Annotated in this window: 19 protein-coding genes and 1 pseudogene; 8 read left to right on the top strand and 12 right to left on the bottom strand. The window is 62.5% G+C overall.

What is annotated here, in order from left to right; translation table 11 throughout:
- Window positions 1-33: 33 nt before the first annotated feature.
- Entirely contained in the window at window positions 34-738 is a 705-nt protein-coding gene (locus tag FJW03_RS30330; RefSeq protein ID WP_226890619.1) for a DUF982 domain-containing protein, read from the bottom strand.
- 37 nt (window positions 739-775) lie between these two features.
- Here FJW03_RS30330 and FJW03_RS08760 point away from each other — a divergent pair, with 37 nt between their 5' ends.
- Window positions 776-2,233 carry an NCS1 family nucleobase:cation symporter-1 gene (locus tag FJW03_RS08760; protein ID WP_140606956.1) on the top strand — a complete coding sequence of 486 codons (1,458 nt, stop codon included), beginning with the start codon at window positions 776-778 and terminating at the stop codon, window positions 2,231-2,233.
- A 72-nt stretch (window positions 2,234-2,305) separates the two neighbouring features.
- On the opposite strand, the gene FJW03_RS08755 is transcribed toward FJW03_RS08760, so the two are convergent.
- The 5 genes from FJW03_RS08755 to tpiA form a co-directional block, all read right to left on the bottom strand.
- Window positions 2,306-2,860 (bottom strand): DUF1697 domain-containing protein, encoded by a 555-nt coding sequence (locus FJW03_RS08755; protein WP_140760196.1) that lies wholly within the window; start codon window positions 2,858-2,860, stop codon window positions 2,306-2,308.
- A gap of 23 nt (window positions 2,861-2,883) precedes the next feature.
- On the bottom strand, window positions 2,884-4,521 hold the full coding sequence (locus FJW03_RS08750; protein ID WP_140692829.1) for a CTP synthase: 1,638 nt from the start codon (window positions 4,519-4,521) through the stop codon (window positions 2,884-2,886).
- A 131-nt stretch (window positions 4,522-4,652) separates the two neighbouring features.
- Window positions 4,653-5,780 (bottom strand): L,D-transpeptidase, encoded by a 1,128-nt coding sequence (locus tag FJW03_RS08745; protein ID WP_140760194.1) that lies wholly within the window; start codon window positions 5,778-5,780, stop codon window positions 4,653-4,655.
- A 212-nt stretch (window positions 5,781-5,992) separates the two neighbouring features.
- Window positions 5,993-6,469 carry a preprotein translocase subunit SecG gene (gene secG, locus FJW03_RS08740; protein ID WP_140606959.1) on the bottom strand — a complete coding sequence of 159 codons (477 nt, stop codon included), beginning with the start codon at window positions 6,467-6,469 and terminating at the stop codon, window positions 5,993-5,995.
- Between the two features lie 166 nt (window positions 6,470-6,635).
- Complete coding sequence (gene tpiA / locus FJW03_RS08735; protein WP_140760192.1) at window positions 6,636-7,406, bottom strand: triose-phosphate isomerase; 771 nt, start codon at window positions 7,404-7,406, stop codon at window positions 6,636-6,638.
- 144 nt (window positions 7,407-7,550) lie between these two features.
- Here tpiA and FJW03_RS08730 point away from each other — a divergent pair, with 144 nt between their 5' ends.
- The 5 genes from FJW03_RS08730 to glp are packed head-to-tail and all read left to right on the top strand — an operon-like array spanning window position 7,551 to window position 12,956.
- The gene (locus FJW03_RS08730) at window positions 7,551-9,443 is read left to right on the top strand and encodes a SurA N-terminal domain-containing protein (RefSeq protein ID WP_140760189.1); all 1,893 of its coding nucleotides are present in this window, start codon (window positions 7,551-7,553) and stop codon (window positions 9,441-9,443) included.
- On the top strand, window positions 9,440-10,450 hold the full coding sequence (gene trpD / locus FJW03_RS08725) for an anthranilate phosphoribosyltransferase (protein ID WP_140760187.1): 1,011 nt from the start codon (window positions 9,440-9,442) through the stop codon (window positions 10,448-10,450). The genes FJW03_RS08730 and trpD overlap by 4 nt, the downstream gene beginning before the upstream one ends.
- A 3-nt stretch (window positions 10,451-10,453) precedes the next feature.
- Window positions 10,454-11,266 carry an indole-3-glycerol phosphate synthase TrpC gene (trpC, locus tag FJW03_RS08720; RefSeq protein WP_140760185.1) on the top strand — a complete coding sequence of 271 codons (813 nt, stop codon included), beginning with the start codon at window positions 10,454-10,456 and terminating at the stop codon, window positions 11,264-11,266.
- Between the two features lie 2 nt (window positions 11,267-11,268).
- Window positions 11,269-11,751 (top strand): cyclic pyranopterin monophosphate synthase MoaC, encoded by a 483-nt coding sequence (gene moaC, locus FJW03_RS08715; protein WP_140760183.1) that lies wholly within the window; start codon window positions 11,269-11,271, stop codon window positions 11,749-11,751.
- Window positions 11,751-12,956, top strand: a complete 1,206-nt coding sequence (glp, locus tag FJW03_RS08710) for a gephyrin-like molybdotransferase Glp (protein ID WP_140760181.1) — start codon at window positions 11,751-11,753, stop codon at window positions 12,954-12,956. The genes moaC and glp overlap by 1 nt, the downstream gene beginning before the upstream one ends.
- A gap of 47 nt (window positions 12,957-13,003) precedes the next feature.
- On the opposite strand, the gene FJW03_RS08705 is transcribed toward glp, so the two are convergent.
- Window positions 13,004-13,834: an alpha/beta hydrolase gene (locus FJW03_RS08705; protein WP_140760178.1), complete on the bottom strand. Its 831-nt coding sequence runs from the start codon at window positions 13,832-13,834 to the stop codon at window positions 13,004-13,006.
- Window positions 13,835-13,922: 88 nt separating this feature from the next.
- Window positions 13,923-15,199: pseudogene (locus FJW03_RS30325) on the bottom strand (hypothetical protein).
- A gap of 384 nt (window positions 15,200-15,583) precedes the next feature.
- Here FJW03_RS30325 and FJW03_RS08695 point away from each other — a divergent pair.
- Both FJW03_RS08695 and kynA read left to right on the top strand, forming a co-directional pair.
- The gene (locus tag FJW03_RS08695) at window positions 15,584-17,209 is read left to right on the top strand and encodes an AMP-binding protein (RefSeq protein WP_140760175.1); all 1,626 of its coding nucleotides are present in this window, start codon (window positions 15,584-15,586) and stop codon (window positions 17,207-17,209) included.
- Entirely contained in the window at window positions 17,206-18,042 is an 837-nt protein-coding gene (kynA, locus tag FJW03_RS08690; protein ID WP_140606969.1) for a tryptophan 2,3-dioxygenase, read from the top strand. Before FJW03_RS08695 ends, kynA begins: the two co-directional genes overlap by 4 nt.
- Before the next feature lie 58 nt (window positions 18,043-18,100).
- Here the strand turns inward: kynA and kynU are convergent, their stop codons facing one another.
- From kynU to FJW03_RS08670, 4 genes are read right to left on the bottom strand one after another with little or no spacing between them, the layout of a single operon-like run.
- Window positions 18,101-19,348 carry a kynureninase gene (kynU, locus tag FJW03_RS08685; protein ID WP_140760173.1) on the bottom strand — a complete coding sequence of 416 codons (1,248 nt, stop codon included), beginning with the start codon at window positions 19,346-19,348 and terminating at the stop codon, window positions 18,101-18,103.
- Between the two features lie 36 nt (window positions 19,349-19,384).
- Window positions 19,385-20,308, bottom strand: coding sequence for an ABC transporter permease (locus tag FJW03_RS08680; protein WP_140760171.1), 924 nt, complete (start codon window positions 20,306-20,308; stop codon window positions 19,385-19,387).
- 5 nt (window positions 20,309-20,313) lie between these two features.
- Window positions 20,314-21,093, bottom strand: a complete 780-nt coding sequence (locus FJW03_RS08675) for an ABC transporter ATP-binding protein (RefSeq protein WP_140760168.1) — start codon at window positions 21,091-21,093, stop codon at window positions 20,314-20,316.
- Between the two features lie 58 nt (window positions 21,094-21,151).
- Window positions 21,152-22,132 (bottom strand): ABC transporter substrate-binding protein, encoded by a 981-nt coding sequence (locus tag FJW03_RS08670; RefSeq protein ID WP_140760166.1) that lies wholly within the window; start codon window positions 22,130-22,132, stop codon window positions 21,152-21,154.
- Between the last annotated feature and the right edge of the window lie 95 nt (window positions 22,133-22,227).

Here is a 22,227-nt window from a genome sequence, read left to right as displayed (position 1 = left end):
CGCGACCCACCAGGAGCAAAGGGGCGCGGGCACCTAGCGCCGTAGCGCGTGTACGCTTGCCATACTGTCGCTGCCTATCGGCATCGCCATGTCATCATGGAGAAGCCGCGTGATCCGGGCAAAGCCAGTGAACGCTTTCCTTGCTTCTTCGGCCGACATCTGGCCCGACAGGGCAGCCGAGCAGCAGTTCAGCGCACACTGATACACAGGCCCACGCCTTCCCGCTGGCCATTTGCGCAGGAAAACCATCGCTTCGGCGACACTATCTACTTCTTCTACAGGGTGTCCCTGCCCGCGCGATATCCGCACGGGCGAAAAGAAATGCAGGTAGTCCATAGTTTCCTCCCGGTCGATCGCATTGCGCGCGATCGAACCCAATGAAACGCGGCATCTGGCGGTTGGTTCCACGCAGAAGGTAAAATCTTTAAAAAAATCCGCCGGTCGAAAGCGGCCACCGAAGAAGCTGGCTACATCGTCGGGATATGACAAGCCACTTTGTGGCCGGGCCGATATTCCTTTACCTCCAGCCGCCCGAACGGCAGTGCTCCCGCTGCGATCGGGCATCGCCTGGACAGCATCGCCGTTACCGAAATTCGAATCACCCGACCGGGGATTCGGCAGCGGCCCACCATTGCGGTCCCACGATAATCGCGGTTCGCATTGAATATCTTTAAGGCCAAAGCCGACAAATGGACTGCTTGCCGGTTCCCTGACGTCAGGCTTAATCTCTGCGGTCAACGCGTGAGGGCGCGTTTTGGCAAAAGGGGACGTTGCAATGACAATACAAGGTGCATCGCCTGACCTATACAACGAGGATCTAGCTCCCGCGAAAATCCGCAATTGGGGACCGTTTTCGATCTTCAACGTCTGGACGTCGGACGTTCATAGCCTCTGGGGCTACTATCTCGCCGCCAGCCTGTTTCTGTTCTGCGGCGGCTTCGTCAACTTCATTATCGCAATCGGCATCGGCTCGCTGATCATCTACGCGCTGATGAACATGGTCGGCTATGCGGGCGTGAAGACGGGCGTGCCCTACCCCGTTCTTGCCCGCGCTTCCTTCGGTATCTGGGGCGCCAACATACCGGCGCTGGTACGCGCTATCGTCGCCTGCTTCTGGTACGGCGCGCAAACGGCGGCCGCCTCCGGCGCGATCGTCGCCCTGCTGATCCGCTCGCAATGGTTCGCCGATTTCAACGCCAGTACGCATTTCCTCGGCCATTCAGGCCTGGAGGTGATCTGCTTCGTGGTCATCTGGGCGCTGCAACTGCTGATCATCCAGAAGGGCATGGAAACGGTGCGCCGCTTCCAGGACTGGGCTGGGCCTGCCGTCTGGGTGATGATGCTGATCCTGGCAGTCTATCTCTGCGTCAAATCCGGTACCTTCGCTTTCACCAGCGACATCCCGATGGACGTGCTGAAGGAAAAGACCAAGGACGCGGGCGTGCCGGGCGAACCGGGTTCATGGACCTCGCTGTTCGCGGTGGCCGCCATCTGGGTGACCTATTTCTCGGCGCTCTATCTCAACTTCTGCGATTTCGCCCGCTACGCGCCGGACAAGGCGTCACTGCGCAAGGGCAACATCTGGGGCCTGCCGATCAACCTGATCCTGTTCTCGCTGGTCGCCGGCGTCACCACCATCGCCGCCTATGACGTCTATCATGAAGTGCTGCTGCACCCTGACCAGATCTCGGCCAAGTTCGACAGCTGGTTCCTGGCCGCGCTCGCCGCCTTGACCTTCGCCGTCGCGACGCTCGGCATCAACGTCGTGGCGAACTTCGTCTCGCCGGCATTCGACTTCTCCAACGTCTTCCCACGTCGGATCGATTTCAAGAAGGGCGGCTACATCGCGGCTATCATCGCGCTTGTGCTCTATCCCTTCGCCCCGTGGGAAGGCAGCGCCGCGTCCTTCGTCAACATCATCGGCGCGACGATGGGGCCGATCTTCGGCGTCATGATGGTCGACTACTACCTCATCCGGAAGGGCGAGGTCGATGTCGAGGCGCTTTATCGCGAGGACGGCGAGTTCCGCTTCCAAGGTGGATGGCACGTCAATGCCTTCATCGCCGCCGGCATCGGCGCGGTCTTCTCGTCGATCCTGCCGAATTTCACCAATTGGCTTCCGTCCTGGTGGGGCGTCTATGGCTGGTTCTTCGGCGTCGCCATCGCCGGCATCATCTATTATGTGCTGCGCACCGCCGCAGTGGGTGCGGGGGCCAGAATGGCGAAAGCTTGAATAGGGGAATGAGGCAGTAGGGCAGTACCGTCCCTACCCCTTATTGCCTTATTGCCTTATTGCCTTACTGCCTTACTGCCCTACTCCCTTATCTGCGACCATCTCGGCCAGCTTGCACACCGTGTTCCAGTTGCGCGACGTGCCTATGCCGAGACGCTTGTGGTTGGTCGCCGCAAGCAGCCGCGAGCTTGGTCGCTCGCGCGAAAAGACCACCCAGATGTCGCCGCCGACATAGAGCACCTTCTCATCTGCGGCGGCATAGGCCTGCAGCGCCGCGGCAGCGTCCGGCGGCACCGGCTCCCGCATCACCCGCACCGCCACCTGGTCGCCAGCATCTACGGACTGATCGGCGAATGGATTGCCGGCAGCAAGCTTTAGCCAGTCCTTCGCGCCGCGCACGATGATATCGACATGGCGGCCAAAGGTCTTTTCGAAGGCTGTTTCCAGCCGCTGCTCTAAACTGGAAATCTTGTATGCCCGCGCTTCGAAGACCAGATTGCCGGTCGCAATCAGCGTCCGGGCATTCTTGAGGCCCAGGTCCTCCGCCATTGCCCTTAGATCGGACATGACAAGGCGCCGCCCCTCGCCGAGGCCAATGCTGTAGAGCAGCGCGACATAAGTTTGCATGGCCAGATCCTCCGGCCTATCGCTCAAACCAGGCGTGACTGTTCCACCGCCGCCTCGATGAAGCTGGCGAACAGCGGGTGCGGATCGAGTGGCCGGCTCTTCAACTCGGGGTGATACTGCACGCCGATGAACCAGGGATGGTCAGGGTATTCGACCGTTTCCGGCAACACGCCGTCGGGCGACATGCCGGCAAACACCAGGCCGCAATCCTCGAGCCGCTGCTTGTAGTCGATGTTGACCTCGTAGCGGTGACGGTGGCGCTCGGAAATCTGCGTGTCGCCATAGATATCGGCAATCTTGGATCCCTTGGCGAGATCGGCCTGATAGGCGCCGAGCCGCATCGTGCCACCGAGATCGCCGGTTTCCCGCCGCTTCTCCAGCATGTTGCCCTTCAGCCATTCGGTCATCAGCCCGACGACCGGCTCCTTGGTCGGGCCGAATTCGGTCGAGGACGCGTCTTCGACGCCGGCCAGCGAGCGAGCCGCCTCGATGCAAGCCATCTGCATGCCGAAGCAGATGCCGAAATACGGCACCTTGCGCTCGCGCGCGAACTTCGCCGCCAGGACCTTGCCTTCGGAGCCACGTTCGCCAAAGCCGCCGGGAACCAGGATACCGTGCACCTTTTCCAGCCACGGCGTCGGATCCTCCTTTTCGAAGATCTCCGATTCGATCCAGTCGAGCTTGACCTTGACATGATTGGCCAGCCCGCCATGCGAAAGTGCCTCGATCAGCGATTTGTAGGCATCCTTGAGGCCGGTATATTTGCCGACGATGGCGATGGTCACCTCGCCTTCCGGATTGTGGATCCGATCCGACACTTTCTGCCAGGGCTCCATGCGCGGCTTCGGCGCCGGGTCGATACCGAAGGCCGCCAGCACTTCCGAATCAAGCCCTTCCTTGTGGTAGGCCATCGGCACGTCGTAGATGTGCGGCACGTCTAGCGCCTGGATGACCGCGCTTTCCCGGACGTTACAGAACAGCGAGAGCTTTCTGCGCTCTTCCTTGGGGATGGCGCGGTCTGCGCGCACCAATAGAATATCGGGCGCGATGCCGATACCGCGCAATTCCTTGACTGAATGCTGAGTCGGCTTGGTTTTCAGCTCGCCGGCCGTCGGGATGTAGGGCATCAATGTCAGATGCACATAGACGGCGTTGTTGCGCGGCAGATCGTTGCCGAGCTGGCGGATGGCCTCGAGGAAAGGCATCGCCTCGATGTCGCCGACCGTGCCGCCGATCTCGCACAGCACGAAATCATAGTCGTCATTGCCGTTGAGGACGAAATTCTTGATCTCGTCGGTAACGTGCGGAATGACCTGCACCGTGGCGCCGAGATAGTCGCCGCGCCGCTCGCGCTCGATGATGTTCTTGTAGATGCGGCCGGTGGTGATGTTGTCCTGTTGATTGGCCGAGCGGCCGGTGAAGCGCTCGTAGTGGCCAAGATCGAGATCGGTCTCGGCGCCGTCATCGGTGACGAACACCTCGCCATGCTGATACGGCGACATCGTGCCGGGGTCGACATTGAGGTAAGGGTCGAGTTTTTTGATGCGTGCGCGATAGCCTCGCGCCTGCAGGAGAGCCCCAAGGGCCGCTGCGGCTATGCCTTTTCCAAGTGAGGAAACCACGCCGCCTGTGATGAATACATATCGCGCCATGGGATTCATCGCTTAACGCGGCCTGATTGATTCCGCCAGAGAAAAAACCGCCGCGAAGGATTTTTCTCAAGAAGGCGCCGGAGACGAGGCAAAACAAAAGGGCCGGCTGAGCCGGCCCTTTCGGGATGTTGGTGGAGGCGTCAGATGATGACGACTTTGGTACCGATCCTGACGCGGCTGTAGAGGTCCATGACGTGCTCGTTCATCATCCGGAAGCAGCCATTGGAGGCGCTGGTTCCGATCGACTGCGGCGCGATGGTGCCATGGATACGCAGATGCGTGTCCTTCTTGCCGTCATAGAGGTAGATGGCGCGTGCGCCGAGCGGGTTCTGGCCGCCTCCAGGCATGCCGTCCTTGTACTGGCCGTAATGCTGGGGCTCGCGCTTTTGCATGTCGAGCGTCGGGATCCAGCGCGGCCATTCCTGCTTGTCGCCGACCGCGACGGTGCCCTTGAACTGCAGGCCTTCGCGGCCGACCGCGATCGCATAGCGACGGGCGGTGGACGACGATTCGACGAGATAGAGACGGCGGGCGCTGGTGTCGATGACGATGGTGCCTGCTTCGTAACCGGTGAACTCCACGTCCTGCGGCACGAATTCCGGTTTCACCTTGAACGGCTTCTTGGCGTCTCGCTTGGCAAGGGCCGAGTCAAGCGCGCGCGTCTCGGGCAGATAGCTTATCGACGATCCGGAAGAGGTGCCGCCGAACAGGCCTGCGAACAGGCCGCCACCGCCAGTGTTCTGCTTCTGGCCGGGCGTCTCGCTGCGCAGCTCGCCATTGTTGCCGGTCAGCGCGACGTTCATCACCTCGGCTGGTATCGGTTCGGCCGACTGGATCGGCTCGATCGACGTCACCGGTTCGATGATCTTGGTAGTCTTCTTGGCGGGCTTGGCCTCGGCCACGTCGGTCGCCGGGGCACTCTTGCCCTTGTTGGCCAGGAAGGCCTGCCGTTCCGCCTCGGCCTTTGCTTTTGCCGCCTCGCGCATCGCCAGCTTCCTGGCTTCCAGCGCCTTGGCCTTGGCATCTTCCTTGTCGGCGGCGATCTTGGCCTCGATCTTGTCGATCTGGGCGAGATCGGCCGGCGTCGGGTTTTTCTTCTTCTTGAGAAGCCTCAACTGCGCCGCATCGCTCTTGACTGCGACGTTGATGGCGTCGGTTTTCTCGACCGACTGATTGGCGGCCAGATTGGCCGGTACGCCGGCGAAGGCCGGGGAACTGAGGCCAAGTACGGCGCAAAGTCCCAGGAGAATGAAGCTGCGAAGCTGCATGGCGAAGATCCGATCGTTCAATGCTTGTTGCCCACGGCGTCGCCCGGCGTCCCCCAAGGACACCGAAAATGCCGCGTGCAATCTATAGTCGAATAAGCTCGGCGGTCTCAAGCGCGAGACCTCGCTGCTGCGCGTCGAATCTTCGTGATCGCGCAGCATTTGCCGCGACTGTGTTCAAACGACAACAGGTCGCGGTTTGGGAGAAGTGAAGGCTACTGGTTCGGGACCTGCGGTGCCGCCGGCGCGGTGTTGGTGGCGCCGTTCGTCGCCGGCGACGTCGAGCCGGCGGCGGGCGCGGTGGCCGGTGTTGTTGCCGGAGGCTTCGTGGCGGCGTCATTGCCGGATGGCGGCGTCGGCGTGGCAGTGCCGGCGGGCGCCGGGGTCGTCGTGCCGGGCAATTGGTTGAGCACGCCCTTGCCGGCGCTGTCCGAGGTCGCGGGAGCCCGATCGAGAATGTCGATCGGCTTCTCGCCATAGCGGGCAATGATCGACAATGTCAGCGACGTCACAAAGAAAGCGGCCGCCAGGATCGCCGTCGCTCGTGTCAACGCATTGGCGGCACCGCGCGCCGTCATGAAGCCCGATCCGCCACCAATACCAAGGCCGCCGCCTTCAGAGCGTTGCAGCAGCACCACGCCGACAAGGGCGAGCACGACCATGAGATGGATGACGATCAGTACGGTTTGCATAGTTTATCCTGGCAAGGCCCTGCCCGGCCGCGGACACGACCGGTGAATTGGAGGCGGCTCAATACAATGCTTTCACGGCATTTCCAAGCCCGTGGCCGGAATATGGGAAGCAACGCGTCCTTTGCAACGAATTTGGACGCGCCGCGACCCGTCCATCGTCGTGGATTCATCCTGAAATGCTGCGATACGCTTCCGCGATACCGAGGAAATCGGCAGCTTTCAGGCTGGCGCCGCCAACCAGCGCGCCATCGACATTCCGGACGCCAAGCAACTCCACGGCATTCGACGGCTTGACCGAGCCGCCATAAAGAATGCGTATCCTGGCAGCGGCGGCGCCGAGTTTTTCCGACAGCCTTTCGCGGATATGCGCATGCGCTTCGGCCACGTCGGCCGCGGTTGGCGTCAGGCCGGTGCCGATCGCCCATACCGGCTCATAAGCAATGACGGTGTTGGATGGCGTGGCGCTTGGCGGCACCGAGCCGGCGACCTGGCGCGACAGCACCTCCAGCGCGGCTCCGGCCTCGCGCTCCTGCCGCGTCTCGCCGACGCAAACGATCGCCACGAGTCCGGCACGCCATGCGGCGGCGGCCTTGGCCTGGACAGTCGCATCGTCCTCGCCGCATTGCTCGCGGCGCTCGGAATGGCCGACGATGACATGGCTCGCGCCCGCATCCTTCAGCATCTCCGCCGAGATGCAGCCGGTGTAGGCGCCGCTTTCCTTGGGGTGGCAATCCTCACCACCGGCATGGACCGGCGTGCGCGACAGAATCTCCGCGGCATGGGAAAGCAGCGTCGCGGGAACGCAGATCAGTGCCTCGGTTTCCGCGTCGAGCCCGCTCATGAACCCATTGCCGATCATCCTGAGTTCGTTCAGCGAGGCGCTGGTGCCGTTCATTTTCCAGTTGCCGGCGACGAGCGGGCGAATTCCTGGTGTCATGGTCTGCTTCTCCGGGGCGATATCGGGCTCTGGCCCTCACTACCAAAATCAAGCCACAAAGCAATCGACAGTGGGCCGGAAGGGCGCTATTGCGCTTGTTTCAGACTCGGCGCATCCGAAAATGCGCATAAATCGGAAGTAACCATGCTTGGTACATTGAGAAGCGCGGCGGGTACCTGGGTCGCGAAGTCACTGCTTTCGCTGCTGGTGGTGAGTTTCGCCGCCTGGGGCATTTCCGGGCGGCTGATGGGCGGCTTTGCGGGCCACGATTCGGTCATAACGGCGGGTGGCACCAAGGTGTCCATCAACGAATATCGCCTTGCTTATGATCGCCAGCTCGCCGTCATGTCGCAGCAGTTCGGCCAGCGCCTCACCCACGAACAGGCAAAGGCGCTTGGCATCGACAACACGGTGCTGTCGCAGCTGGTTTCCGGTGCCGTTCTCGACGAACAGGCGCGCAAGCTGGGTCTGGGCTTGTCCAAGGACAGGCTGGCCGAGCTGACGCGCGAAGACCCTGCGTTCAAGGGCCCGAGCGGCCAGTTCGACAGGAGGACGTTCGAGTACCTGCTGCGCGAGGTCGGGATGCGGCCCGAGGACTATCTGAAGAACCGCGCCCAGGTCGCGGTGCGTCAGCAGATCGTCGAAGCGGTCTCGGACGGCCTCAAGGCGCCGGACACTTTCCTCAAGGCGGTGGCACTCTACCGCGGCGAGGACCGCACCGTCGATTACCTGACATTGCCGAAGACACTCGTCCAACCGATCGAGACGCCGAGCGATAGCGTGCTTCAGGCCTATTTCGAGGCCAACAAGAAAACCTACGCCGCACCCGAATACCGCAAATTCTCCTATGTCCGGCTCGAGCCGGCGGACATCATGGATCCGACCGCGGTCACCGACCAACAGGTGAGCGACGACTACAACAAGAACAAGGCGCGCTACACCACGCCCGAAATGCGCACCATCGAGCAGCTTGTGTTCAAGACACCGGACGCTGCCAAAGCGGCGCTCGATTCGCTCAAGGCAGGCGCCACTTTCGAAAAGCTGGTGACCGCCGAAGGCAAGACCCCCGCCGACACGCTGCTTGGCACACTCGCCAAGGATAAGATCGCCGACAAGGCGGTTGCCGATGCCGCCTTCGCGCTCAACGCCAACGAAGTCAGCCAGGTCGTCCAGGGTGCCTTCGGTCCAGTGCTGTTGCGCGTCACGGAGATCAAGCCCGAGGTGGTGAAGCCACTGGCCGAAGTGTCGGACCAGATCCGCAAGGACCTGGCGCTGGGTGAGGCAAGCCGCATTCTTTTGGATGTGCACGACAACTATGAAGACACCCGCGCGTCCGGCAGTTCGCTGGCGGCTGCGGCCGCAAAGCTGAAACTGAAGGATGTCACCATCGACGCCATCGATCGCAATGGCCTCAGGCCGGATGGCTCCATCGTCAAGGACTTGCCGGAATCGCCGGCACTGATCAAGGCGGTCTTTGACGCGGAACCCAACACCGAAAACGAAGCGCTGACCACGGCGGATAACGGCTTCATCTTCTATGAGGTTGGTTCGATCACGCCGGCCCGCGACCGCACATTGGATGAGGTCCGCCAGAAGGTCGTCGCCGACTGGACGGCGGCGGAGACGACCAAGCGGCTCGCCGCCAAGGCGGATGAACTCGAAAAGCGGCTCAAGGCCGGCGCGACGCTCGACGTGGTCGCCGGTGACCTCAAGCTGGAAAAGCAGACCAAGCGCGGCCTGAAGCGCGAAGCCGACGATGCCGATTTCGGCAAGGAGGGCGCCGCCGTCATGTTCGGCGTCGGCGAAGGTGGCACCGGATTGATCCCCTCGCCCACCGGCGATGGACAAATCCTGTTCAAGGTCGCCGAAGTGTTCGAACCCGCCGGGGCCGATGCCAGTTCGGTGCCGGAGGATGCGCAAAAATCTTTCACCTCCGGCATGTCGGACGATCTACTCGACCAGTTGGTGGCGCAGCTGCAGACGCAGTACGGCGTCCGCGTCGACCAGGCCGCCGTTGCCCAAGCCTCGACAAGATGAGCGCGCTGAAAACCCATATCGCCAAGGTCGCGGCCGGCACCGCGCTTTCCTTCGAGGAAGCGCGTGAGGCCTTCGACATCATCATGTCGGGCGACGCGACCCCCGGGCAGATCGGCGGCTTCCTGATGGCGCTGCGCGTGCGCGGTGAAACGGTGAGCGAAATCTCGGGCGCTGTCGCCACGATGCGCGCCAAGATGCTCCGCGTTGAGGCACCCGCCGGCGCGATCGATATCGTCGGCACCGGCGGCGACAATTCCCACAGCGTCAACATTTCAACGGGCTCGGCGTTCGTCATCGCCGCCAGCGGCGTTCCCGTCGCCAAGCACGGCAATCGCGGCCTGTCGTCGCTTACCGGCGCGGCCGATGTCCTGATCGCGCTCGGGGTCAAGATCGATCTCTCGCCCGAGTTCATCGGCCGCTGCATCCATGAGGCGGGCGTCGGCTTCATGTTCGCGCCCGCGCACCATCCGGCGATGAAGCATGTTGGCCCGACCCGCGTCGAGCTTGGCACCCGCACCATCTTCAACCTGCTCGGCCCGCTTTCCAATCCGGCGGGCGTCAAGCGCCAGATGGTCGGCGTATTCCTGCCGGAATGGATCATGCCGGTGGCCGAGACGCTGAAGGCGCTGGGCACCGAGCATGCCTGGGTGGCGCATGGCGATGGCTATGACGAGATCACCACAACCGGCGAGACCCAGGTCGCCGAACTGGTTGGCGGCGAGATCCGCAGCTTCACACTGACCCCGGAAGAGGTTGGGCTGAAGCGCCATGCCAAGGACGAGCTGCGCGGCGGTGATGCCGCCTACAATGCCAAGGCATTGCGCGATATGCTGGGCGGCGCTGCCGGCGCCTACCGCGACACGGTGTTGATGAATGCCGGCGCCGGACTGGTGATCGCCGGCAAGGCGACGACGCTTGGCGACGGCATCGCGATGGCCGCGCAGGCCATCGACAGCGGCCGGGCGCTGCAGGTGCTCGACCATTTGGTCGAAATTTCGAACGGGTGAACCGTGTCTGACATTCTGCGCAAGATCGAGGCCTACAAGCGCGACGAGATCGCCGCCGCCAAGGCGCGCCTGCCGCTGACCGAGATCAAGGCGCGGGCGAAGGACACGGATGCGCCACGCGGCTTCCTTGCGGCTCTCGAGGCGAAGCGCGGATCGAGCGGTTTCGCGCTGATCGCCGAAATCAAGAAAGCGAGCCCCTCCAAAGGGCTGATCCGTGCCGATTTCGATCCACCGGCATTGGCAAAGGCTTATGAGAAGGGCGGTGCCGCCTGTCTTTCGGTGTTGACCGATGCGCCGTCCTTCCAGGGCGCGCCGGAATTCCTCACCAGGGCAAGAGCAGCAGTCGCCCTGCCCGCACTGCGCAAGGATTTCCTGTTCGATCCCTATCAGGTCTTTGAGGCCCGCGCCTGGGGCGCTGATGCCATCCTGATCATCATGGCCAGCGTCGACGATGCCCTGGCGAGCGAGCTTGAAGCGACGGCGTTCGAACTCGGCATGGATGCGCTGATCGAGGTGCATGACGAGGCGGAGACGGAGCGCGCGGTAAAGCTGTCTTCGCGGCTGATCGGTATCAACAACCGCAATCTCAGAACATTCGAGACCAGCCTTGAAACCTCGGAGCGGCTGGCCGCGATGGTGCCTGCCGATCGCCTGCTGGTCAGCGAAAGCGGGATCTTCACCCATGATGATTGCCTCAGGATGCAGAAGAGTGGCATCGGCACCTTCCTCGTCGGTGAGAGCCTGATGCGCCAACAGGACGTCGCCATGGCGACGCGCCTGCTGTTGACGGGCAAGGCGTCGGCCGAGGCCGTCTGACGATGGCACCTGCCCTCACCCATCTCGGCGCGCATGGCGAGGCCAACATGGTCGATGTCGGCGACAAGGACGAGACGACGCGCACGGCGATCGCCGAGGGTTTCGTCTCGATGCAGCCCGAAACGCTGAAGACCATCCTCGCTGGCGACGCCAAGAAAGGCGATGTGCTCGGCACCGCGCGCATCGCCGGCATCATGGCGGCGAAAAAGACACATGAGCTGATCCCGCTCTGCCATCCGCTGCTGTTGACCAAGGTTTCCGTGGACATTGAGCCGGACCACGCGCTGCCAGGCCTCAAAGTCACCGCATTGGCGCGCGTCACCGGCAAGACCGGCGTCGAGATGGAAGCATTGACCGCCGCATCTGTGGCCTGCCTGACCATTTATGACATGGCCAAGGCGGTGGACCGTGCAATGGTCATCTCCGGCATCCGGCTGGTCGAAAAGACCGGCGGCAAGTCGGGCGACTACAAGGTAGGTGCCTGATGGCGCTGCTTCCGGTGGTGGAGGCGCTGGAACGCCTGCTGGACGGCGCTGTGCCGCTGGCCGGTGAAAGCGTGCCTCTGATCGAAGCGGCTGATCGCGTGCTGGCGGAACCGGTCGTGGCGCTGCGCACCCAGCCGCCCTTCAACGCTTCAGCGATGGACGGCTATGCCGTCCGTGCCGAAGATGTAGCCTCCGTACCGTCGAAACTCTCGGTAATCGGGATGGCGCCGGCCGGACGTGGCTTCGACGGCACGGTCGGCAAGGCGCAGGCGGTGCGCATCTTCACAGGGGCGCCGCTGCCTGACGGCGCCGACACCATCGTCATTCAGGAGAATGTCCGCGATATTGGCGGTGGCGATATCGAAGTGATCGAACCCACCGCCGAGTGGCGCAACATCCGCCGCATCGGCCTCGACTTTTCCAGGGGCGACGTCCTGCTGGAGAAGGGACGGATGCTGGATCCGGCAGCCCTTTCCCTGGCAGCATCGGCCAATCATCCCCGAGTGAGCGTGGTGAAACGGCCGCTGGTCGCCATCATCGCCACCGGGGACGAGTTGTTGCCGCCCGGCAGCGAACCCGGGCCGGACCAGATCATCTCGTCCAACGCCTATGGCGTCGCCGCCACCGCTCAGTCTGTCGGCGCCCGCGCGCTCGATTTTGGCATTGCCGCCGACCGCCAGGACGCAATCGCCGCGCTGGTCAGGAAAGCGGTCGGGGCCGGCGCGGATGTCATCGTCACTCTCGGCGGCGCCTCGGTTGGCGACCACGACCTGATCCATGACGTGTTGACGGGCGAAGGCATGACGCTCGGCTTCTGGAAGATCGCCATGCGTCCCGGCAAGCCGCTGATGTTCGGGCGTCTCGGCGGGATAAGATGCGTCGGCCTTCCCGGCAACCCCGTGGCAAGCCTGGTCTGCTCGCAATTGTTCCTGAAGCCGCTGCTGGCAAGGCTTGGCGGCCGTGACTATCGTCAGGACATACGCCAGGCGCGGCTGGGCGCCGCAATGGCGGCCAATGATCTGCGCCAGGATTACGTTCGGGCGGTGGTCAGGGAGGACGATGGCGGGCTGGTGGCGACGCCGTTCAGCATCCAGGACTCCTCGATGCTGAGGATGCTGGCTGACGCCAATGGGCTGATCGTGCGATCCCCGTTTACCCCTGCGTCAGCTGCCGGACAATCTTGCAGCGTGCTGATGCTGCGCTGAAGAGCCGCCATATAGATATCTGATAACAAGATGGAAAATGATCTCGGTTATTGCGAGGTCAAGGCGCGCGTCAGCGGATGCGCCGGATCCGCGAGGCCGTCGACAATGTCGTAATGATGCCGGTCGGGTTCGACCGCGGCGCTTGTGGTGGCGCCGAGCCCAGTCCAGATGTTGGCTAGCAACGCGTTCTGGCGCAGGAATTCGGAACGCTCGCCGCCGCCGGCCCAACAGGTGATGCGAACACCATCCATGGGACGCAGCAGTGCCGGGCTCTCGGCCAGGGCTTCGGCCTCGTCGATTGCCAAAGCCGCGTTCATGCCGGTGCGCATCAGCGGACGCAAATCATGAAGCCCCGAGACCGAAACCACATGGCGGACGCGCTTTGCCACATCGGCGGCCAGAGGCGTGGTCGTGGTCACCATGCGGCTGGCGAGATGCCCGCCGGCCGAATGTCCGGACAGCATCAGAGGCCCCTCGACCATCGCCGCCGCTTTGCCGATTGCCGCACCGATTTCGCCGACGATGCCGGCGATGCGTATGTCCGGGCACAGCGTATAGGATGGCATCGCCACGGCGAAGCCGCTGCTGACCGCGCCCTTGGCGAGGTGCGACCAGGTGCTCTTGTCGGACTCCAGCCAGTAACCGCCATGGATGAACACGACGAGCCCCTTGGGAGCGGCCTCGGGAAGGAAAAGATCGAACCGATTGCGCGGTCGGTCGCCATAGGCGATGTCGAACCTTGCGCGGCCTTGCGCCGACATCGCGTCACGAAACGCTTGCGCGGGTTCCGCCCAGGCGGCCGGCCAGCGATCGCTGCCGGCAATGTTCGCGCCGTTGGCGTAGGCATTGTCCCAATCGGCAATGCGATGGTCGAGCATTCGTGTCCTCCCCAAGATCGGCATCTTTCAGCAGCTAAAAACCGGCAGGGTGTTCCCGACCCAGCACTGGACAGGATGTGCGGCGCGATTATTGACGTAGATCGTGGACGCCGAGTTCCCGCCACATCCATTGGAAGCTGTAGGTAGCCATGGGATCCGTTGGATCCGGCCGCTTTGCCGTCTGGTTTTCGAGGTATTTGAGCCACTCGGCCACCTTTTGGCGGCCCATCGGTGTTTTGGCGGCCTGGCGTGGGGTCTTATTGCCAAGCATACTGACCGGCTGATCGAGGGTTTCACGATATTGGCGGTCCATGAACTCGTGGACGACTTCTTCGGCCATTTCCGAAGGAATGCTCGATGAAGCCTTCTTGCGACCGTGGGTCCGTCGCTCGGCGATCATCTGGTCGACGGTGACGATGGAGGAATTGGTTGAAAGATGCAGGAAGCGTCCCTTCAACTCGACATTGCCCAGAACACGCAAACCAGTGTCCATGGTGGTACCAAGAGAAGGCGAGCCGCCTTGCTTCTTTTTCCCTCGGCCAGTCGGCTCGTCTTCTAGCCAGTTCCAGAATTTCGGGTTTTCCTGTGCCATTCCCTGAATGGCATTCAACCGCGCGGCGATGTCTTTCTGGGTTGCGCCGGGTGCCAGTGGAAACTGGACATCGTGAAACATGATGTCGTCGCCATCCGAGTTTTGAACCGAAGGCCTGTTCATGGCCCGATCGAGCGTGTCGAACAGCCACGACAAGGTGAATATGGCGGCGACCTCCTGTAGATCTTCGCTCCTGATCGCGGGGAGTTTCTTCGCGCCCTTTTCCCGAAGGTGCGCTGCAGTCCGTCGAGCAGCATTTCCGTGGCCCGCGGTGTGAAGGACAAAAGTCCACCGGCTAAGATGTTCTTGCCCATAACAGGCACGATGCGGGCGGCGATCCTGTCCCACTGTTTTAGCGCTTTGGTAGCCGTGCCTTCACTGACGACGATTGGATCGCCGCCGCGAATTAGGTCGCGCGCCACAAGCGATTTTCCCGGCACGATGTCGCTCACCTCGTAAAGACTCATGATCGAGGTCCGCAACGCCTTCATGTAGGTCTTTGTCCGAGCGCCCTCCTTCCAGCCGCGGCGCTTGAGATACTCGTCGACGATGTTGCCCCCTTCAACATCGAAGTCCTGCGTCAGAAAATCCTCAAAGGCGCAGCCCCACAGTATCATAGCCCAGTCGTCGCCGATGACTTCGGCAAGATCTTCAAACTCCGCATCGCCGACCTCCAGCACCGGGCCGAAGTGTTCGTCGAACACTTCTTCGAAGCAGCCGCGCCACTCGTCGCGGTCGAGGAATTTCATCAGCCCATTAAGGTCGTGGGGCATGGTGGCTCTCCAGGCTCTGTTCGGCGACGATATGGACCGTCGGCTCACTGACATCGCAAAGCCCAGTGATTTATGCGCCGCCCTCGCGACCCGGCAAGACACTTTTCTTGATTTTCCCATCGTTTCTTAGGCCTCACGTCAATGCGAGACAAAACATTTTAGGCTTGAAACAAATTCCGACTGGTGCGATCCTGCCGGACGAACAGCCGACAATGGGAGGTCTGCTGTGCTGTCCAAACCTACAGATGTCCACCTTCAGGTGGCGTCGCCGAACAGGTGTAGCTGGCTGCACGAAGCCCTCTCGCGAAAGACGGGAACTTCATATCCACCACCTCGCCAGGTGCCCGCGCGCACCGGCCAGGCAGCAAACAGGATAGCGGCGAGATGCTTGGGCCTTCAGCGCATATCGATACGTTCACACGTGATCATCTGCCGCCGCCGGATCAATGGCCGGACTTCCTGCTCGACGGCTTCGACTATCCCGAACATCTCAACGCCGGCGTCGAATTGACCGACAGGCTGGTCGAAAGAGGTCTCGGTGACCACACCGCGCTGATCGGCAATGGTCGCCGCCGCACCTACAAGGAATTGTCCGACTGGACGAACAGACTCGCCCATGCGCTGGTCGAGAATTACGGCGTCAAGCCAGGCAACCGGGTGCTGATCCGCTCCGCCAACAACCCCGCAATGGTCGCCTGCTGGCTGGCCGCCACCAAGGTCGGCGCCGTGGTCGTCAACACCATGCCGATGCTGCGCGCCGGCGAACTCACCAAGATCGTCGACAAGGCGGAGATCACCATCGCGCTTTGCGATACCAGGCTGATGGACGAGATGACCGCCTGCGCCAAGGACAGCACGTTCTTGAAACAGGTCATCGGCTTCGACGGCACCGCCAACCATGATGCCGAACTCGATCGCGCTGCCCTCGACAAGCCTGTCACCTTCACTGCTGTCAATACCGGCCGCGACGACGTCGCGCTGCTTGGCTTCACCTCGGGCACCACGGGCGTGCCAAAGGCGACGATGCATTTCCACCGCGACCTTCTGATCATCGCCGACGCCTATGCCCGCGAGGTCCTGCAGGTAACGCCGGACGACATCTTCGTCGGCTCGCCGCCCCTCGCTTTCACCTTTGGCCTTGGCGGGCTCGCCATCTTTCCCCTGCGCTTCGGTGCCGCGGCGACGCTGCTGGAACAGGCGACGCCGCCCAACATGATCCACATCATCGAGACCTACAAAGCGACCATTTCCTTCACCGCGCCGACCGCCTACCGCGCAATGCTGAAGGCGATGGATGAAGGCGCCGACCTGTCATCGCTGCGCGTCGCCGTTTCGGCCGGCGAGACATTGCCGGCCCCGGTCTTCGAAGAGTGGACGAAAAAAACCGGCAAGCCGATCCTCGACGGCATCGGTGCCACCGAAATGCTGCACATCTTCATCTCCAATCGCTTTGACGACATGAAGCCCGCGTCGACAGGCAAGCCGGTGGTCGGCTACGAAGCGCGCATTGTCGACGACGAGATGCGAGACGTGCCGCGTGGCGAACCCGGGCGGTTGGCGGTGCGTGGACCGACCGGCTGCCGCTACATGGCCGATGACAGGCAGAAGGACTACGTTCGCGACGGCTGGAACCTGACCGGCGACACCTTCACGCAGGACGAGGACGGCTTCTTCCACTTCGCCGCGCGCTCCGACGATATGATCGTCAGCGCCGGCTACAACATCGCCGGGCCCGAGGTCGAGGCGGCGCTGCTGGCGCATCCCGATGTCGCCGAATGTGCAGTGATCGGCGCCGAGGATCCAGAACGCGGCCAGATCGTCGAGGCGCATGTCGTGCTGGTGCAAGGCGTTGCGCCCGATGCATTGACCATCAAGCGCCTGCAGGACCACGTCAAGGCAACCATCGCCCCCTACAAATATCCGCGCTCGGTGAAATTCATCGCCGCCCTGCCCAAGACCCAGACCGGCAAGATCCAGCGCTTCCGGTTGCGCATGGAGAAAATCAATTGAGCGAGCCCTACGATCCGGCGTCCGAAGGCGCACAGATGTCGTTCAAGGAGCGCATGTCCTACAGCGACTATCTGCATCTGGAAAAAGTCCTCGACGCGCAGGCACCGCTGTCGTCAGCGCATGACGAGATGCTGTTCATCATCCAGCACCAGACCTCGGAACTCTGGATGAAGCTCGCTTTGCATGAGATCGGCGCCGCCATCCGTTCCATCCGTGCCGACCGGCTTGAGCCGAGCTTCAAGATGCTGTCGCGCGTCGCGCGCATTTTCGAGCAGTTGAACAATGCCTGGGACGTGCTGCGCACGATGACGCCCAGCGAATACACCGAGTTCCGCGATGCGCTCGGCCAATCCTCGGGCTTCCAGTCCTGGCAATACCGCGCCATCGAGTTCATGGCCGGCAACCGCAACCTCGCAATGCTCGGCCCGCACAAACACCGCCCGGACCTCAGCCAAAAGCTGGAGGCGATCCTGGCCGAGCCATCACTCTACGACGAAGCGCTGCTGCTTCTGGCGCGCAACGGGTTCGACATTGGTGCCGATGCCAGGCGCACGAATTGGCGTGAAACCCGCACCGAGAACGAAGAAGTCCTCGTCGCCTGGCAGACCGTCTACCGCGATCCGCAGCGCTACTGGATGTTCTATGAACTGGCCGAGAAACTGGTCGACTTCGAAGACTATTTCCGTCGCTGGCGCTTCAACCACGTCACCACAGTCGAACGTATCATCGGCATGAAGCGCGGCACCGGCGGCACGTCAGGCGCCTCCTATCTTAAGAAAATGCTCGAGGTCGTCCTGTTTCCGGAACTCTGGACCGTCCGCACCCGGCTCTGACGAGCGCCTTTGCTTCGTAAATGTCGTCGCCCGCTGAACGCTTTCGGGCAACAGCCACTCAAGTCACGGCTGTCTTGACGGCGAAACGCGCTTCCTGCCAGGCGCCGGTGCGCAGGATGTCTTCCAGCACCTCCACCGCCTGCCAAACGTCCCTGTAGCCGACATAGAGCGGCGTGAAGCCGAAGCGGATCGTCGACGGCGCGCGGAAATCGCCAATCACGCCGCGCTCGATCAAGGCCCGCATTACCTGATAGCCTTGCGGGTGGATGAACGACACCTGGCTGCCGCGCGCGTTGCCGTCTCGCGGGCTTTCGAGCTCAAGGCCGTAGGCGCCGCACCTGGTCTCGACGAGCTCAATGAACAGGTCGGTCAGCGCGATGCTCTTTTTGCGCACCACCGCCATGTCGACGTCGTCCCAAAGATCCAGTGCCCCCTTCAGCGCCCGCATCGAAAGCACAGGCTGCGTACCACACAAGAACCGGCGGATGCCGGTGCCGACCTCATACCCTTGTTCGAAGGCGAAAGGCCTTGCATGCCCCCACCAGCCGCTCAGCGGCTGCCGGACATCGCCGTGATGACGTTTTGCGGCGTAGATGAAGGCCGGCGCGCCCGGACCGCCATTGAGATATTTATAGGTACAGCCGATGGCGAAATCAGCGTTCGCGCTGTCGAGTTCGACCGGTAAGGCCCCGGCTGTGTGGCAGAGATCCCAGACGATCAGCGCGCCAGCCTGATGGGCCTTGCGCGTCAGCGCGGCCATGTCACGCAACTGCCCGGATTTGTAATTGACGTGGTTGACCAGGATGACGGCGACGCGTTCGTCGATCAGGTCCTCGATATCAGGCGCGTCGACCCCTTCGAGCCGCAGCACCGTACCCGGCCGTGTCGATGCGACACCTTCGGCCATATAGAGGTCGGTTGGGAAACTGTCGCCTTCGGCGACGATGACCGACCGGTCCGGCCGCATGCCAAGCGCGGCATGCAGCACCTTGTAGATGTTGATCGAGGTCGTATCGCAGACCACCGTCTGGCCGGCCGCGGCGCCGATCAGGCGTCCGAGCTGGTCGCCAAGGGCGACCGGCATTTCGAACCAGCCGGCGGTGTTCCAGGCACGGATCAGATCCTGCGCCCATTCCTGGGTCGCGGCCTTCTGCAGCTCGTTGAAGACGGCGGGGGCCGCCGCGCCGAGCGAATTGCCGTCGAGATAGATAACCCCGTCCGGCAAAATGAACCGGTCGCGCATGGCACGCAGCGGATCCGCCGCATCCATGGCTTCGACTGCTGCGAGATCGAGCATTGCACGCATGATTTCAGACATTCCCTGGTTTGTTCACGCTCTAATTTATTCACGAATGGCTTCGCGAGCCGGCGCGGATCCCCGGCTGCGCTTGAGGCTGGGCAAGGCCAGCATGGCGAGCACGAACAAGCCGGTGGCAAGCTTCAGGTCAGGCGGCGGCATGCCGGCGGCGAGGCAGAACGACACCAACTGGTAGTAGATGATCGCGCCGGCGAAAGGCGCCAGCAGCTGACGCCAGACCGTCTGCTTGCCGATAACCGCCTCGCCGATCATCAGCGCGGCAAGCCCGTTGATGAGAATCCCCAGTCCCATATTGACGTCGGCAAATCCCTGCGACTGCACCATCAGCGCGCCGCTTGACGCCGAAAACGCGCTCGCCAGCCCGACACCGCCTATGGTCGCCGCCCAGACATTGATGCCTTGAGCCTCGGCCATGTCCGGGTTGGCGCCCACCGCACGCACCGCGGTCCCCTTCTCGGTCCTGAAGAACATGTAGAGCGCCAGGAAGACGAGGAGCGCGAGAAGGCCGGCAACAACGATCTTGCTGACCGGAAAACCAGGCCGCGCGAACGGCACCCAGTCGAACACAGTGGGTGAGCCGAAGACGGAGAGATTGGACTTGCCCATGATGCGCAGGTTGATGCTGTAGAGCATCGTCATCATCAGAATACCCGCAAGAAGCGTATGGATGCGGAAGCGCAGATGGATGAAGGCGGTGCAGCAGCCTGCCGCGAGGCCCGCCACGAAGGCGACCACGATGGCCGTCAGCGGCGATGCGCCGGCAGCCAGCAGCACGCCGCAGACACAGCCGCCCAGAGGAAAGGCGCCTTCGCTGGTGAGATCGGGAAAATTCAGCATGCGAAACGGGATCATGATCCCGAGCACGACAAAGGCCAGGATCAGGCTTTGCGCCAGGGTGACCGGAATGATCGCGACGAAGCTGGTCAGAACGTCCTGAATAAAGCCCATGGTGGTCAGCTCGCCAGCAACATGCGGTCGGTCTTGACGGAAAAATGACCGATCAGATCGACAACCGTCGCCCTTGCCTTCTCCTCGCCGGTGACCTCCAGCAGGACCCGGCCCGCGTCGAGCATGATCACCCGGCTGCCATGGTCGACGGCATGTTGCATATTGTGGGTCACCATCAGCGTGGCCAGTTTTAGCGCATTGACGGCGCGCACCGTCGCCTGCATGACGATATCGGCCGTGCGCGGGTCGAGCGCTGCCGTATGCTCGTCGAGCAGCAGCAGGTCCGGCGATCCGCCAACCGCCATGATCAGCGACAGCGACTGCCTCTGCCCGCCCGAAAGCAGGTCGACTCGTGTGTCCAGGCGGTTTTCAAGGCCGAGACCCAGTATGGACAAGCGCTCCTTGTAGGACGCAAGCCGGGTGGCGTTCAGCCCTTGCCGCAAGCCGCGTTTGTGGCCGCGAAGGTCAGCCAACAACATGTTCTCCGCCACGGTCATGCTGGCGGCTGTGCCGCGCATCGGATCCTGGAAGACGCGCGCCAATTTTGCCGCGCGCTTGTGCACCGGCATGTTTGTCACATCGGTGCCGTTGATCAGGATCCTGCCGGAATCGAGGATGAGAGCTCCGGAAATGGCGTTGAGCATACTGCTCTTGCCGGCCCCATTGGAGCCGATGACGATACCGAACTCGCCCGTGGCCAACGACAGGTTGAGACCGTCCAGCGCGACCTTCTCGTCGGCCTGGCCCTTGTAGAACACTTTGCGCGCGGATCGGATCTCGAGCATCGTTCCTCCCACAACTGAAGGGTGACGGCGCCGACGCCGTCACCGCTGCAGCCCAACGTCAGTCGACGATGCACCCGCAATCGGCCATCGAAGCGGGTATCTCGATGCCGAACGCGGCCATCGCCTTGCGGGAGATCGTTGCCATGTGGTCCTTGTAAGCCGGACGCGACGGCGCGATCGTCTTCGGATCCTTGCCCTTAAGGATTTCGGCGGCGATGTTGCCGGCATTGACGCCGACCTGCGTGTAGTTGACCGCGAAGCTTGCCGGTACGGTGCCGTTGCGGACCGCGCTGTCATCGGAGTTGACGACCGGGATACCGGCCTGGCGAGCGGCTGCGGAGACAGCGGCAATCGCCGGCTGGATCAGGTTCGAAGCCGGGCCGTAGATCACGTCGGCCTTGCCGGCAAGCGAAGCGATGCGTTGCTGGATGTCATTGACGTTGTCGATGCCGACCTCCACGACCTCGAAGCCGGCCGTGGGTGCCGCCGCCTTGATCTTTTCGATCAGGGCGACGTCATTGGCCTCGCCTGGATTGTAGGGCACGCCAAAGCGCTTGGCGTTCGGCAGCAGCTTCTTGGTGAAGGCCATCACCGCGGCGACATCCTGCAGATCGCTGGCGCCGGTCATGCCTTCGTCTCCGGAGTCCCATGACGGCACCAGCTTGGCCGCGACCGGATCGGTGACCGCGGCAAAGACGATCGGAATGCCGGACCCTGCGAGCGCCTTCTTGGCGATCTGCGAGACTGGCGTGGTGATGGTGTAAATCAGCTTGGGCTGCTCCGCCTGCAGCTTGGCGATCATCTGCGGCACAAGCGATGCGTCGAAATTGGTATGGCTCTCGGTGTAGACGACGTCCTTGCCCTCGACAAAGCCATTGTCCGTCAGCGCCTTCTTGAAACCGGCTATGGCGGCATTCAACTGAGGATGCTCTCCGAAATTGGCTATGCCGATACGAATCTGATCGGCCGCGGCGCTGCCGGCGCTGACCATCAAGGCGCCTGCCAGGGCCAATCCTGACAGCCATTTCGACTTCAACATCATTTCCTCCCAGATTTGATTAGCGCCGCTTAAAGACGGCACATCAGGCGATCATGGTCAGTCCGCCGGTCCATGTCAAACATTATATATAATTC

The sequence above is a fragment of the Mesorhizobium sp. B4-1-4 genome (assembly GCF_006439395.2).
Classification (GTDB): Bacteria; Pseudomonadota; Alphaproteobacteria; order Rhizobiales; family Rhizobiaceae; genus Mesorhizobium.
Note: the sequence above shows the minus strand (reverse complement) of the source record. Positions and strands in the feature narration are given on the sequence as shown.

What these genes read in the sequence shown, in the direction of transcription:
- FJW03_RS08760 (WP_140606956.1), top strand. Translation starts at nt 776, where the DNA reads ATGACAATACAAGGTGCATCGCCTGACCTATACAACGAGGATCTAGCT.
- FJW03_RS08755 (WP_140760196.1), bottom strand. Translation starts at nt 2,860, where the DNA reads ATGCAAACTTATGTCGCGCTGCTCTACAGCATTGGCCTCGGCGAGGGG.
- FJW03_RS08750 (WP_140692829.1), bottom strand. Translation starts at nt 4,521, where the DNA reads ATGAATCCCATGGCGCGATATGTATTCATCACAGGCGGCGTGGTTTCC.
- FJW03_RS08745 (WP_140760194.1), bottom strand. Translation starts at nt 5,780, where the DNA reads ATGCAGCTTCGCAGCTTCATTCTCCTGGGACTTTGCGCCGTACTTGGC.
- secG (WP_140606959.1), bottom strand. Translation starts at nt 6,469, where the DNA reads ATGCAAACCGTACTGATCGTCATCCATCTCATGGTCGTGCTCGCCCTT.
- tpiA (WP_140760192.1), bottom strand. Translation starts at nt 7,406, where the DNA reads ATGACACCAGGAATTCGCCCGCTCGTCGCCGGCAACTGGAAAATGAAC.
- FJW03_RS08730 (WP_140760189.1), top strand. Translation starts at nt 7,551, where the DNA reads ATGCTTGGTACATTGAGAAGCGCGGCGGGTACCTGGGTCGCGAAGTCA.
- trpD (WP_140760187.1), top strand. Translation starts at nt 9,440, where the DNA reads ATGAGCGCGCTGAAAACCCATATCGCCAAGGTCGCGGCCGGCACCGCG.
- moaC (WP_140760183.1), top strand. Translation starts at nt 11,269, where the DNA reads ATGGCACCTGCCCTCACCCATCTCGGCGCGCATGGCGAGGCCAACATG.
- glp (WP_140760181.1), top strand. Translation starts at nt 11,751, where the DNA reads ATGGCGCTGCTTCCGGTGGTGGAGGCGCTGGAACGCCTGCTGGACGGC.
- FJW03_RS08705 (WP_140760178.1), bottom strand. Translation starts at nt 13,834, where the DNA reads ATGCTCGACCATCGCATTGCCGATTGGGACAATGCCTACGCCAACGGC.
- FJW03_RS08695 (WP_140760175.1), top strand. Translation starts at nt 15,584, where the DNA reads ATGCTTGGGCCTTCAGCGCATATCGATACGTTCACACGTGATCATCTG.
- kynU (WP_140760173.1), bottom strand. Translation starts at nt 19,348, where the DNA reads ATGCGTGCAATGCTCGATCTCGCAGCAGTCGAAGCCATGGATGCGGCG.
- FJW03_RS08680 (WP_140760171.1), bottom strand. Translation starts at nt 20,308, where the DNA reads ATGGGCTTTATTCAGGACGTTCTGACCAGCTTCGTCGCGATCATTCCG.
- FJW03_RS08675 (WP_140760168.1), bottom strand. Translation starts at nt 21,093, where the DNA reads ATGCTCGAGATCCGATCCGCGCGCAAAGTGTTCTACAAGGGCCAGGCC.
- FJW03_RS08670 (WP_140760166.1), bottom strand. Translation starts at nt 22,132, where the DNA reads ATGTTGAAGTCGAAATGGCTGTCAGGATTGGCCCTGGCAGGCGCCTTG.